Here is a 13,957-nt window from a genome sequence, read left to right as displayed (position 1 = left end):
GTGATACCTACCAGGCTGATCGGCGCCCTGGCAGGTCAGGTCGCCGATCAGATATTGAAGGAAAAGTAGAGAATACCTGCGTAGTTGTCATAGGATAGATTGGAATAATTTCAAAATCGGGTTTTTTATAGGCATAGGAATCGTTCGTGTTTAATACAACCAGCTTCTTTCCCGTAGCACTGTTTCCTTCTCGATACTGATCTCCTTTGCGAACGGAGTTACAGCATTGCTGCCATCAGTATTAATGTCACCCCGTATCCTGACGAGATAAGCATTCCGGCGCACGGTATTCGCATCAAAGGCGAATGTGAAAGATTTGGTTGGAGTAGAATACCCGGGTTGCAGCAGCTTACAGTTTTCAGAAAGGTCAGTGAATGTGGTAGCTCCTTTACCAGGATTGCAATCGCTGACAGTAACAGAAAGTAGCGGAATGGTTTTAGTGGTATCTCCCGCTGGTGTAAGACTTACTTCCAGGTTTTTCAGCAAGGCGGATTCGTGTACATCTTCGAAGTTGATATTCACCCGCACTTCCTGGTTGGCATTGATCATGAATTCAGGCTGTACTGACAGATGTCTGCCAACAGTGGTGTATGCTGCTTCCCTGTCATATACTATAATCGTGTCGAATTTGTAGGCAAGTAAAACATAGCCTCCAATGGCCAGGGCCAAGATTACTAGTGCTATACTGCCGTACCTGATCATGATGTAAAAGTAGTGCGGTTTGCGATCTCTGAGAATCCCTGAAAACAGGGGTTTTGTTTTTTAGAGATGTAAGTGATTGATTATTAGTGTGCTTTTGGGATTAAGTCAGAGCGGCTTAAAAAAGCCGCTCTTAAACTATAAGACACAAATTTGGTAAGTGGTCCTAAATGGACGAAAAGCCGTAAAAGTTCGTGTTGTCGTTATGGTTAATCGACGATACAAAAGTCTATTACAACTGCGCAGTTTTTTTGCGCAATTAATTATTTTTCCTACTTTTTGATAAAAATATCCCGGAGATGCCTGCTAATAAGAATGCTTTAATCCGATATAAAACCATTGATGCCTGCTTAAGAAACCGCCGCAGGAAGTGGACCCTGGAGGACCTGATAAACGCTGTATCCGATGCGCTGTACGATTATGAAGGTATTGACAAAGGAATCAGCCGTCGCTCCGTACAGGCGGATATTCAAACAATGCGCAGTGATAAACTGGGATATAATGCGCCTATCATTGTAGTCAGTAAGAAATATTACACATATGAAGATGCTGACTATAGCATCACGAACATTCCGCTGAGTGAGCAGGATCTGGGCAGAATGAATGAAGCCGTGGAAATACTGAAACAGTTTAAAGGCTTCTCTCATTTTACCAATCTGAATGAGGTTGTACAAAAATTGGAAGACCACGTTTATTCAGCCGCTAACCATACCGAGTCTGTAATCGATTTTGAAAAAAACGAGCGACTCAAAGGGCTGGAACATCTGGAGATCATTTATCAATCCATCATCCAGCAGAAGGCTGTTACCATCACCTACCAGTCCTTCAAAGCCAGGTCCGAGAGTACCTTTCAATTCCATGTGTGGTGGCTGAAGGAGTTTAAAAACAGGTGGTTTGCTGTGGGTGTAAAAAACAAAAACGCACAAATACAGAACCTGGCGCTGGACAGAATTGAATTCATCAGCTTTTGTCCGGAAGCTTTATATGTAGAAAATGGCCGGATCTCCCCGGCGGAGTTTTATCAGGACGTAGTCGGTGTGACGGTTTCCAATGAAAAAAGCGCAAAGAATGTAAAACTATTTGTTAGCCAGGAACATGCGCCTTATATTGCTACTAAACCCATGCACCATTCCCAGGAAATTATTGAACAGAGAGCGGATGGTATTGTTATTAAAATCAAGGTACAGCTGAACCTGGAACTTGAAAGGGAAATACTGGGGTATGGAGATGGAATGAGGGTGTTAGCGCCCGAAGGTCTCAGAAAGCGCATATATTGGAAGTTTAAAAACGGAATATCCGGTTATGATGAGGAAGAAAAGGAAGCCGGCGCAGCTTCGTAAATAATTATAGTGCTCAGGAGTGACCATACTCCACCCAATTCCACAAAATTGAACGAATGAAGTGTAAGATCATCTCGCTGTTTTTGCTCGTACATTATGGATTGCTCCATGCCTTCCCCAAAAATGACAGCTTGCTGGAACGGTTAAACCATACTATTGAACAGGCATCTGTGTATGACGAAAACAAACTCAGGCAGATCAATGCACTGAGGGCGGAGCTGGTCAGCACACATTCCCTTTCCCTCCGGGAACAATTCGATATTTGTCAGCAACTCTACGAACAATTCAAGGTGTTCAAATTTGATTCTGCATTTGCCTATGCCCAGGAATTGAAAGTGCTGGCGGGAAAAATGAAGGATTCTGCACGTATCAATTATGCCGGTGTCAAACTGGGATTTGTACTTTTGTCGTCCGGTATGTTTAAAGAGACGGGTGATTACCTGGCGGCGATTGATGTCCATAAATTACCCGATAGCGCCAGGGCAGAATACTATGCATTAAAGAGCCGGTATTATTATGACCTTTCTGATTATAGCAGCGACCAATATTTTGCACCAGGATATACACAGTTGGGAGGTGCCTGTATAGATTCGGCACTGGTACTTTTTAAACCCCATAGCTTTAATTATGACTATAATTATGGATTGCTGTACCAGAAAGCAGGCAATCTGGATAGTGCAGCCTATTATTATCGATTAGCTGTAGCCCATAAAGACCTCACTGTACATCAAACGGCAATTGCCACCTCTTCTCTTGGAAACATCTTTATTCGTACCGGCAAAAAGGATAGTGCGATCATTATGATGACCATTGCCGCCATGGCAGATGTTCAGTCAAGTACTAAAGAAACTACTGCCATGTTCATACTGGCAAGCCTGCTTTTTAAAGAGCAGGATGTAAAAAATGCCTCGCGATATATAGAATATGCCGTCGCCGATGCCTCGTTTTATGGCGCGCGCCTCAGAAAAGTGCAGTTAAGTGCCATCCTCCCCATTATCGAAGGCGAAAAAATAAATACGGTTGAAGGACAGAAAAAAATGCTGTTCGTGTATGCTGCCATCGTGACTCTCCTCCTGCTGGCTTTGGTATGGCTGGCCATCATCATCCTCAAGCAATACAGAAAACTTCAATCCGCCCAGCAAACCATCACAGCAGCGCACGCCGTTCAGCAGGAAATTAACGAGAAACTGATGGAAGCGAATAAAATCAAAGAAGAATATATCGGTTATTGCTTCCAGATCAACTCAGCCTATCTCGACAAAATTAAAAAATTCAAAAAGCTCGCTGACCAGAAATTGTCAGATAATAAATATAGTGAAGTCAAATACCTGGTGAATAATATAGACCTGAAAGATGAAAGAGAACAGTTGTTCAGAAACTTTGACCGTATTTTCCTTCGCATCTTCCCCAACTTCGTCACCGTTTTCAATTCCTTCTTTAAGGAAGAAGACCAGATAAAATTAAAAGAAGATGAACTGCTCAATACAGATCTTCGTATTTTTGCCTTGATAAGGATAGGAATTAATGACAATGTAAAAATTGCCCAGATCCTGGAATATTCTGTTAACACGATTTATACATATAAAACCAAGATCAAGAACAAGGCAATCATCCCAAAAGAGGAATTCGAAGAGCGGCTAATGGACATAAAAGCGCTATAATAACCATTATATATAAAATATGTTAATTCGTTACTAAGTAATTGACTATTAATTTATTTGTTATGAAAGGAAACCTATTTTGAGCTTTATTTTCTATATAAGGGCCATATAAATTGTCGGCCCGGTGTATTCCGTTTTATTTTGATCATCAACCAATTTATTGGCAGACTGTGTCGTAGTTAATTGTAACCTGTAGTGACCGGACGCGCAGCATTTTAAATTCCAGTTATGAGAGAACCAAGTTGTAATCACAGCCCGATAAAGGACTGATACTAGTCTTTCTCATTTTTTTCAAATGGACCTTTGTACGTCAGCTTGCCTGACCGTACCCTCCATTCTTTTCATTCCATACGGCATCAATATTCCACAAACCAATAAAAACTGATCTATGACCAATCTCCTGTTTTGTAAGGTGCGGCTATTATGCTCGTTATTACTGCTAGTAGCAGGCATAGCCAGCGCCCAGAACCGGCCCGTCACCGGTAAAATAACAGACGAAAATGGCAACCCTGTTCCAGGTGCTACCATCCAGGTGAAAGGTACCAGCACCGGTACAGCTGCCACAGCAGATGGTACTTTTAAATTAAGTGTTCCCCCCAATGGAAACACCCTCGTAATTTCCTTCATCGGCTATAATCAGCAGGAAGTTGCTATCGCCGGAAAATCAGAATTCTCTATTCAACTGGTACCCACCAGCACTACCCTCACGGATGTGGTAGTTGTAGGTTATGGTACCACCCGCAAAAAAGACCTGACAGGTTCCGTAGTCTCTATCAAGTCGGCCGATTTTAACAAGGGGATTGTCACAGCTCCCGATCAGCTGATCCAGGGTAAGGTAGCCGGTCTCATGGTTATGAATAACAGTGGTGCGCCAGGAGGTGCTACTACGGTTAGGATTCGTGGTAACTCTTCTGTAAGAACCGGCAACCAGCCATTGTATGTAGTAGACGGGATGCCATTGGATGGCCGTACTGCCAAACCTTCTGTGAATGCAAATGGTCTGGGTCAAACGCCGGATGCCAACCCGCTTAACTTCATTAACTCCTTCGACATCCTGTCTATGGATGTATTGAAAGATGCATCCGCTACCGCTATTTACGGTGCCAGAGGTGCTAACGGGGTGGTGATCATCACTACAAAGAAAGGGCAATCCGGTCCTCCAAAGCTGGATGTCAACTATTCTGCTGGTGCCAGCACCATCCTGAAAAAACTGGATGTGCTGGATGCAGCCGGTTACAGATCCGCACTGAAACAATATAACCTCTCTGCCGGCGATGAGGGCAGCAGTGTAGATGCCATGAAAAGCATTCTCCGTACAGGCATTACGCACAACGTAAATGTGGGCCTCAGTGGTGGCAATGATAATGGTGTTTACCGTGCTTCCTTTGGTATGCTGGATCAACAGGGTATTGTAAAGAAAACCGGTTTAAAAAAATATACAGCCAATCTGAACGGTCAGTTCAAACTGCTGGACAACCAGCGGATAGGCATTGACTACTCTATTCAGGCCGCGCATACCACAGAGCAGATTGCGCCTATTACCAATGATGCCGGTTTTACCGGTAGTCTCATTGGCCAGGCCTTGCAATGGAATCCTACCCTTGCATTGCGTAAGGCGGATGGTTCCTTTAATATATTAGGTGCTGGTTCTGCTATCAATCCTGAAGCAATGTCAGCAGCATATGATGATGATGTAAATGTCAACAGCATTCTTGCAAATCTCTCCCCATACATCAAAATCACTGATGACCTGGAATACCGTTTTGTGTATAGCATCAATCATCAGGTGGGTGAAAGGGAAACGCAGATAGCTTCCTTTATCAATATTACTGGTGTACAGGATAACGGGCAGGCTTATTATGGTGTGAATACCCTCACCTCCCAGTTGTTCACCCACACCCTGAATTATAACAAACAGGTGACCAAGGCCTTGTTCCTCAGTGCTGTGTTAGGTTATGAAAGCCAGCAATTCAACTACAAAGGACGTAGTATGGGCGGACTGGGCTTCACTACCGATGCCCTGAAGTATGTAGACATTCTGCAGAACCCCACGCAGACCAATACATTTATTTCATCTTTTAAGAATCCTAAGTCAGAACTGCAGTCCTTCTTTGGCAGGGTAAACCTGAACTTCTTTGATAAGTACCTGCTGACTGCCACCCTGAGAGCAGATGGATCCAGCAAGTTTGGAGAAAACAATAAGTATGGTTACTTCCCCTCTTTCGCCGCAAAATGGAATATCGCCAATGAGCCTTTCCTGAAAGATAATAAGACTGTGAACCAGCTGGCTCTGCGTGTAGGCTGGGGTATCACCGGTAACCAGGAGTTTCCTGCCGGTGCTGCACAGGAACAATATACGCTCAACTCCAATGGAGGTGCCAGCCTGAGTAATGTGGCAAACCCCAACCTGAAATGGGAAAGCTCCAAACAGCTCAATGCTGGTATTGACTATGCTTTCTTCAATGGCAGATTGTATGGTAGCGTTGATTATTTCAATAAGAACACTACTAACCTTCTTTTCAACTTCCCAGCTATTCAGCCGGCACCTGCTTCCAATTACTGGATCAACCTGCCTGCGAATGTGATCAACAAAGGATTTGAAATCGTACTGCGTGGCGATGTCATTGCTACTAAAGACTTCACCTGGGATCTCGGTGTAAACGCAACTTTCCTGACTAACGAACTGAAGAACTATGATGGTCCTCCGGTGCTCACAGGTTCCATCAGCGGTCAGGGTGTGTCCAATGCTTATGCTCAGCGTCTCGTGAACAACATGCCGCTGAACTCCTTCTATGTAAGACAGTTCGAAGGCTTCGACGACAATGGCCAGGGTATCTACAAGGATAATGGCAACAGTATGTATTTCCTGGGACAACCCAATCCCAAGACCATGATGGGGATCATTACTTCTGTAAACTACAAGAGCTGGACACTGGGCGTGAATATGCACGGTGCTTTCGGATTCGATATTTATAATAATACTGCCAACACTGTGCTGCCTATTGGTAATCTGGGTTCCAGGAATATCGCGGCCAAACTGGTGGGTACTAAGGAGGCATTGTCCAATCCTATCACCGTATCCAGCCGGTACCTGGAAAAAGGCAATTTCATGAAGATGGACAACATCACACTCAGTTATAAGATCGGGAATATCGGGAAGGTGGTTAAAGGAGCTTCTGTTTACGTGACAGGTCAGAACCTCTTTATCATTACTAAATACACCGGATTTGACCCTGAAGTAAACACTGATAAGAATATCAATGGGGTTACATCTCTGGGTATTGAATACTCACCTTATCCGACAGCAAGGAGCTTCCTCGCTGGTATCAATTTCTCGTTATAAATCACTGACCAAAAATTATTGACATGCGATCCAAAATAGCATATATCATATTAGTACTGGTAATAGGTGGAATGGCATCCTGTACAAAGCTGGATGAAAAGTTGGGTTCCACTATAACCAAGAACCAGGCTGATTCCGTAATCAAAGTGGCTGCACTGTTGGTGACAGCTTATGATGGACTTCAATTGCCTTTTCAGGACCAGTCCAATTATTGGGCTTTATGTGAAATGACATCAGACGAAGCAGTGGCCCCTACCCGGGGTGGCGACTGGGATGATAACGGTGTATGGCGTGCACTGAAACTGCATAATTGGAATTCTGACCATACCTTTATTGGTAATGCGTTTACAGCTATTCTGCAGTTACAATTCCTTGCAACGAACGTACTCAACTTCCATCCCAGTGAAAGTCAGGCGGCAGAAGCCCGTTTTCTTCGTGCATGGTCTATGTTTGCTACCCTGGATGGCTGGGGGCAGGTTCCTTTCCGTAATCCGGGAGATACCTTGCTGAATGCACCTAAGGTATTGAAAGCAGCTGAAGCAGCTGACTTCATTATCAGTGAACTGCAAGCTATCATTCCAATACTGTCTGATAGTGCAAAGGCATATCAGGCAAATCAAAATGCTGCCAGGGCACTGTTGATGAAGGTGTACCTGAACAGAGGCGCATTCCTGAACAGGCAATCACCCACCTTTGAGGCAGCTGATATGCAACAGGTGATTGCTTTGGCAGATCAGATCATTAACTCCGGGAAGTATAGTATCAATAGTAATTTCTTCGCGAATTTCGCTTACAATAATGATGTAGTCGGTACAGAAAATATCTTCACGCAGCGCAATGGACCTGGGTATAGCACTGCCGGTTCCAGAGGTGGTAACAATGCTTTCTGTCGCTGGGCACCCACCCTGCATTACAACCAGGATCCAAGCGGATGGAACGGGTTTACTACCATTTCTGATTTTTATGACAAGTTTGAAGCGACTGATACCCGCCGTGGGGGCAGTTATGCTGGGGTAACGGATGTAACAGGTCTGAAAGTAGGTTTCCTGCTGGGACAGCAATATGGTGCCGGCGGCGTGGCATTGAAAGACAGAAAAGGTAATCCACTCATTTTTACAAGAGAGCTGAAGCTGCAGGAAACAGACCCCACTACACTTGAAGTAACAGGTATCCGTGTAGTAAAATATCCACCGGATCTTACTTCGAAAGAATCCAGGAATTCCAATAATGCCAGCAATGATTACGTATTCCTGCGTTATGCAGATGTATTGCTGATGAAAGCAGAAGCGATGCTGCGTACAGGAGATGCAGCGGGTGCACTGGTTATTGTAAATGACCTGCGTGTAAAACGTGGTGCTACTCCATTTGCAGCACTCACCTTGGATAACCTGATCGATGAAAGAGGCCGTGAAATGTACTGGGAAGGCTGGCGCAGAGAGGATCTGATCCGCTTTGGCAAATTCCTCGACACTTGGCAACTGAAACCATCTGATGATCCTAAATATTTATTATTCCCAATTCCCACCAGCGACCTTTCGGTTAATAAGAACCTGGTTCAGAACACAGGTTATTAATCACATGCATCAGCTGACGGAACTGTAGCCGTCAGCTGATGTTGTTTAAAGTCATCATATGAATAGAATAGTTTGGATTGCTATGGTAGTGTTGACAACACTATCAGGCAACAGGGCGCTCTTTGCCCAGAATGGTGTCGTGAATGCAGGCGAGGTAAAACAGGTGCATATTGGTAAAGGTCAGGTGAATCTGACTACAACACATGCTTATATACAGATAAGCGTATACAATGATAGCGTGATCAGGGTAAGGATGGACAGACAGATGCTGGGAGATGATTTTTCTTATGCTGTAATCGCCCATCCTTCTGCTGTATCGGCTACTATCAAAGAAGCAGGTGACCAGATTACAATCATAACCAGGTTGATACAAGCCCGCATAAATAAACGGCCTTTCTCCATTTCTTTTTATACTCCGGATGGGAAACCCATCAATGAAGAAGAAAATGGTCTGACAACTTCCTGGGTGGATAATACGGTGACGGCATACAGGAAAATGCAGCAGGAAGAGCGCTTTATTGGATTGGGAGAAAAGAACGGACCGCTTGATAGAACCGGCACAGCTTATACAAACTGGAACTCTGATGTATTTGGATACAGAACAGATCAGGATCCTTTGTACAGTACTATTCCTTTTTATATCGGTATTCATCATGGGCTGGAGTATGGCATTTTCCTGGATAATACTTACCAGTCTGATTTCAATTTCGGCGCGAGCAACAATCGGTTTTCATCTTTTGCAGCGCGGGGTGGTGAAATGAATTATTACTTTATCCATGCGCCTTCAGTAGCAGGAATTATTCAGGCCTATACTGGTTTAACCGGTAGAATTCACATGCCTCCATTATGGAGTCTTGGTTATCAGCAAAACAGGTATAGCTATTACCCTGACCAGGAGGTGCTGCATATTGCGCAGACATTGAGAGAGAAGAAAATACCTGCTGATGGGATTACCCTTGATATTCATTATATGGATGCATATAGGCTGTTTACATGGGATAAGAATCGCTTTCCTGATCCGGCAGGATTGGTAAGTAAATTGAAGCAGCAGGGTTTTCAATTGACGGTGATCAATGATCCGGGTATAAAGGTAGAGAAGGGATATGCGGCATATGAAAGTGGGGTAAAGGAAAATGTGTTTATCAAATATGCAGACGGGCAGTTGTATACAGGGCAGGTATGGCCTGGATGGTGTCATTTTTCTGATTTCACGAGCGAAAAAGGACGGAACTGGTGGAAGCAGCAAATGAGGACATATGTAGATGTAGGAGTAGCAGGATTTTGGAATGACATGAACGAGATTGCGACCTGGGGGCAGAAGATGCCGGATAATGTGTTGTTTGATTTCGATGGACATGGTACTACGCATAGGCAGGCGCATAATGTGTATGGACTGGAAATGGTGAGGGCGAGTTATGAAGGTGCAAGGGCGGCGATGAATAAGCGTCCGTTTATTCTTACAAGGGCTGGTTATGCAGGTTTACAACGTTATTCCGCTATATGGACAGGTGATAACAGAGCAGAGGATGATCATATGCTGGCGGGTGTGCGTATAATGAATAGTCTGGGTATTAGTGGAGTACCTTTCACGGGGATGGATATAGGCGGTTTTACCGGCAATGCATCGGTGGGCTTGTATACAAGATGGATGCAGGTAGGATCATTCTTACCTTATTTCAGAAATCATACAGCGGTCAATACAAAATCGGCGGAGCCCTGGTCCTTTGGTGAAGAGGCATTAGAAGTATCGCGTAATTATATCAATCTGCGTTATAAGTTACTGCCTTATATCTATAGCGTGTTTTATGAGGCGATGGAGAAGGGTTTGCCGGTGATGCGTTCATTAGCGATTAATTATACAGATGATGCGCATGTCTATGATAGCCGTTTCCAGCAGCAGTTTCAGCTGGGCGATGCATTTATGATAGCGCCGTTTGAGAGCAATCAGCAGTATGGGGCGATTTATTTTCCCGCAGGAGGGTGGTATGATTTGTATACGGATGAGCAGGTAAGTGGTGGGCAGGTAAGGATCAATACATTGGGGATGCATGAGCTGCCGGTATATGTAAAAGCGGGTAGTATAGTGCCGATGCAATCGCTGGTGCAGACAACGGCGGAGCGGCCGAATGATACGCTGTATCTGCATGTATATAAGGGTGATACTGCCAGTACAATAGTTTATTATGAGGATGACGGGCAGACATATGACTATGAAAAGGGTAATTATTACAAAAGGACTATACATTATGATCATCAGTTGACCCTTGACAAAGTAGAGGGTAGCTATACATCAAAGTTTGTTAATATCAGTCTGATATTACATGGATTTGGGCCATTGCAGCAGGTAAAGGTGGATGGTTCGGTACAATCATTACAATCTTCAGGCATCAGTTTTCTCTCTCCTATTTCCCGTTTTGATCCACAGGGTGGGTATGCCACAACAGCTGTTTGCCAGGTGCAGACACTGAGCATAAAAAATAGTGCGGATAGGATTGTGGTGGAATTTTGATGCAGCCTGATACCCGGTTGGGGGTAGGTATTGGTTGCCTCCACCGGGACCAGGCAAAAGATTAACGGCTGGCCAGTTTGTACTGGCCGGTCTTTTTTTTCTGAAGTGGTTTCAAGGCCTTTGGTAAATTGCCAATTTCATGGATGTTTTATTTAAGAATGAACAAGGTGAACAACAACGTACAAGAGTGAACGAAGTGGTGTGAGGAAAACCGAAAAAGGGGGTGTAAATTTATGTTGTAAGATTAAGAATTGTTAACCAAAAACCTATGTAAGAATGACACAACAAGATTTTACCAATCAAGGTAGCCGAACCTCACAATATTTACCCAATAAACGTTTTCGAAAAGAACGTCCTTCATGGGTATGTTATTTCAAATCTGGTGAATTTAAATAGGGTATAACACGTAAGGATTCCGGGAATTATTCCTGATACCTGGTTTATTCTTTTGGAATTGAAATGTTAACGAGCCAGGCGTATCTGTGCTTCGCAGTTGAAAAAGTGAATTTTTCAATTGGGAATGGGATTTCTTTTTCAATTGATGAGGAAGGCCACTCTTTTTCAATTGACGACGGAACTACTCTTTTCAATTGATGAGGAGGATTACTTTTTATAATTGAAGGATCACTACTCTTTTAAATTGAGAAGAACAGATACTTCTTTTCAACCTGGGAGGCGGGAGACTCTTTGTGGAGTTTGATAAAGATGTATTCAACTATTCAATTAAAGAAAGAGAATGATACCTTTTAAAATTGAAAAGGTATAAAAACTCTTCAACAGTTGAACGAAGCACACCTACTGCCTGCTGTTAGCTTATCACCTTATTTTATAAAATATTGAATTTTGGGTTGATTAATAGATGTTTTTTCATCACGGTTCATTATTTAACAACAGCTTAAAAAAAAGAATAATCCGGGCTTCATTCCTGAAGCCTGGCATCCTGTTGACTTGTATGAAATACAATCAAGTGGATGATCTGGAATTAAATTATTCTAATTGGGTAATGATTCTTTTCAGAATAGGGGATAATGTATATGTCAAACCCGGGCACCAATTCTGGTAGCCGGTTGTTTTTTTAGCAATCATTATTCAATAAATATTTACGATTATAAAGAGGTTCATACAAGCATATTTACGAAACCCTTATACTATTCCTGGTGTGAGGAAGTGTCTATATAAACGTATAGCGTACATAAAGTAACAAAATCGAGGACCAAATAGGCGGGGACCATTCCTGGTCCCTGATTTAAATAGTGTGTTCGTTAGAAGGGTATCTGGTAGATGGGAATCTGGTAGATGGGAATCTGGTATAAGGGAATCTGGTATAAGGGAATCTGGTGGAAATATATCTGATAGAAGTGTATCTGGTGGAAGGGTATCTGGTGGACGCGTATCTGGTAGAAAGGTGTTCGTTAGAAGTATTTCTGGTGGAAGTATATCTGGTGGAAGTGTGTTCGTTAGAAGTGTACCTGGTAGAAGTGTACCTGGTAAAAGTGTGTCCGTTAGAAATGTGTGCGATGAAAAAGAGTTTATTATCTATCATCATTTAAAAATTAATAATGGTTACAAAGGCTCATGTTTAATACAGCAAAGGCCAATCCTGGTCATTGATTCGACGATTGATTAATTTTGGTTATTAAAAAAAAACCGGGGATCTGTAAGGATCCCCGGTCTTGTTAACAATTGCATTATGTAAATGCTAAATTTATGACTTCCTAAGTCGGATTTCAAATATCATCTACACACCAGCCTTTTGCAATGCCGCCAATACCTCTGGTGTTACTCCACCAAACAGTGATACCCCGGCAGCTCCATTCTTTATCGCTAACCTGACTCCCTTTTCCAAATCATCCATATTACCATGGAAATCCGGCAGGTATAGGCCTGCATACAATGGAAAGCGTCCGTCCAGTCCCCTGATACCCTCAGCCACCGCATCGCCGATCCAACTCACATCCTCCTGGTAAAACCCATGATAAATCATCGGACATACTGCATTCAATGGCCAGTTTGTCCAATCCTGTCTTACAATGCGCTTCGCAATTTCAGGCGTTGGGAATACTGCTGCAGAAATAGGTTTCTTGTGTTTTTTCGCTACCCCTGCCAGATTCGTCACTACATTAGTAATGCGATCGTACCTGAACTTACGCCAGGAAGGGCTTTGATCAGGATGTTGCAATTCCAGCGGATCTTTACCGTGCAACTCTTTATACTTAGTTCTGCACGTGTCGCAATAGCAGAAATCATAATCAGCCAGCTCCCTGGACTGATCAATTCCATAATTACTCCATAAATTCACCGGCAGGATAACATCGCAATATCTCACATAATCCAGGTGTAATCCATCTACATAATCCTTTGACAGTACTGCTTCCGCCTGTTCTTTCAAATAATTAATTGTCTCCGGTTTGCTTGGGCATAGCCAACGATAGTAATCAACATATGGCGGATGTGTAGCACAACTTTCACCCTTACGGTTCTGTGCATACCACTCTGGATGGCTTGCCAGCAAGTCCTTCTCTCCCCTGTTCATCGTCCAGATCCAGCGATGTGCTTTGATACCGTTCTCTTTTGCAATTCTGAAATGCCTTTCGCTGTCTGCTTCAAACATGATATCCCCGATACCTGCTTTTTTATAAGCAGCATAGCGCTGACGAATGTCTGCATCAGTATCCTTTTCATCAGGATTGATCCACACACGGTGTTTGGTTTTAGTAGCAGCAGCACCTGCATCAGCTGTTTTCTCTGCTTTCACGATAGCGGGAAGGCCGGCACCCATCATAGCGACGCTGCCGAGACCTACTGATTTAAGAAAGTTACGTTTGTTCATA

At 43.4% G+C, this 13,957-nt stretch carries 7 protein-coding genes; 5 read left to right on the top strand and 2 right to left on the bottom strand.

Annotation, left to right across the window (positions count from 1 at the left end; genetic code table 11):
* Nucleotides 1-150: 150 nt before the first annotated feature.
* The gene (locus tag DXN04_RS08455) at nucleotides 151-702 is read right to left on the bottom strand and encodes a hypothetical protein (protein ID WP_116852891.1); all 552 of its coding nucleotides are present in this window, start codon (nucleotides 700-702) and stop codon (nucleotides 151-153) included.
* Between the two features lie 296 nt (nucleotides 703-998).
* Between DXN04_RS08455 and DXN04_RS08450 the strand changes: the two genes are divergently transcribed.
* The 5 genes from DXN04_RS08450 to DXN04_RS08430 all read left to right on the top strand — a co-directional run bounded on the left by DXN04_RS08450 (nucleotide 999) and on the right by DXN04_RS08430 (nucleotide 11,126).
* Complete coding sequence (locus DXN04_RS08450; protein ID WP_116852890.1) at nucleotides 999-2,039, top strand: helix-turn-helix transcriptional regulator; 1,041 nt, start codon at nucleotides 999-1,001, stop codon at nucleotides 2,037-2,039.
* Nucleotides 2,040-2,095: 56 nt separating this feature from the next.
* On the top strand, nucleotides 2,096-3,700 hold the full coding sequence (locus tag DXN04_RS08445) for a DUF6377 domain-containing protein (protein ID WP_116852889.1): 1,605 nt from the start codon (nucleotides 2,096-2,098) through the stop codon (nucleotides 3,698-3,700).
* Between the two features lie 388 nt (nucleotides 3,701-4,088).
* On the top strand, nucleotides 4,089-7,043 hold the full coding sequence (locus tag DXN04_RS08440; RefSeq protein WP_116852888.1) for a SusC/RagA family TonB-linked outer membrane protein: 2,955 nt from the start codon (nucleotides 4,089-4,091) through the stop codon (nucleotides 7,041-7,043).
* Nucleotides 7,044-7,066: 23 nt separating this feature from the next.
* Complete coding sequence (locus tag DXN04_RS08435; protein WP_116852887.1) at nucleotides 7,067-8,617, top strand: RagB/SusD family nutrient uptake outer membrane protein; 1,551 nt, start codon at nucleotides 7,067-7,069, stop codon at nucleotides 8,615-8,617.
* 58 nt (nucleotides 8,618-8,675) lie between these two features.
* The gene (locus DXN04_RS08430; RefSeq protein WP_116852886.1) at nucleotides 8,676-11,126 is read left to right on the top strand and encodes a glycoside hydrolase family 31 protein; all 2,451 of its coding nucleotides are present in this window, start codon (nucleotides 8,676-8,678) and stop codon (nucleotides 11,124-11,126) included.
* 1,738 nt (nucleotides 11,127-12,864) lie between these two features.
* Here the strand turns inward: DXN04_RS08430 and DXN04_RS08415 are convergent.
* Nucleotides 12,865-13,956 (bottom strand): family 10 glycosylhydrolase, encoded by a 1,092-nt coding sequence (locus tag DXN04_RS08415; RefSeq protein ID WP_116852883.1) that lies wholly within the window; start codon nucleotides 13,954-13,956, stop codon nucleotides 12,865-12,867.
* Nucleotide 13,957: the final 1 nt, after the last annotated feature.

Origin of the sequence: Chitinophaga silvisoli (assembly GCF_003412465.1) — a bacterium.
Taxonomy (GTDB): Bacteria; Bacteroidota; Bacteroidia; order Chitinophagales; family Chitinophagaceae; genus Chitinophaga; species Chitinophaga silvisoli.
This window is presented reverse-complemented; position numbering and strand designations above follow the sequence as displayed.

Bases quoted from the DNA above. Each gene is read 5' to 3' on its own strand.
- DXN04_RS08455 (WP_116852891.1), bottom strand. From the start codon at position 702: ATGATCAGGTACGGCAGTATAGCACTAGTAATCTTGGCCCTGGCCATT.
- DXN04_RS08450 (WP_116852890.1), top strand. From the start codon at position 999: ATGCCTGCTAATAAGAATGCTTTAATCCGATATAAAACCATTGATGCC.
- DXN04_RS08445 (WP_116852889.1), top strand. From the start codon at position 2,096: ATGAAGTGTAAGATCATCTCGCTGTTTTTGCTCGTACATTATGGATTG.
- DXN04_RS08440 (WP_116852888.1), top strand. From the start codon at position 4,089: ATGACCAATCTCCTGTTTTGTAAGGTGCGGCTATTATGCTCGTTATTA.
- DXN04_RS08435 (WP_116852887.1), top strand. From the start codon at position 7,067: ATGCGATCCAAAATAGCATATATCATATTAGTACTGGTAATAGGTGGA.
- DXN04_RS08430 (WP_116852886.1), top strand. From the start codon at position 8,676: ATGAATAGAATAGTTTGGATTGCTATGGTAGTGTTGACAACACTATCA.
- DXN04_RS08415 (WP_116852883.1), bottom strand. From the start codon at position 13,956: ATGAACAAACGTAACTTTCTTAAATCAGTAGGTCTCGGCAGCGTCGCT.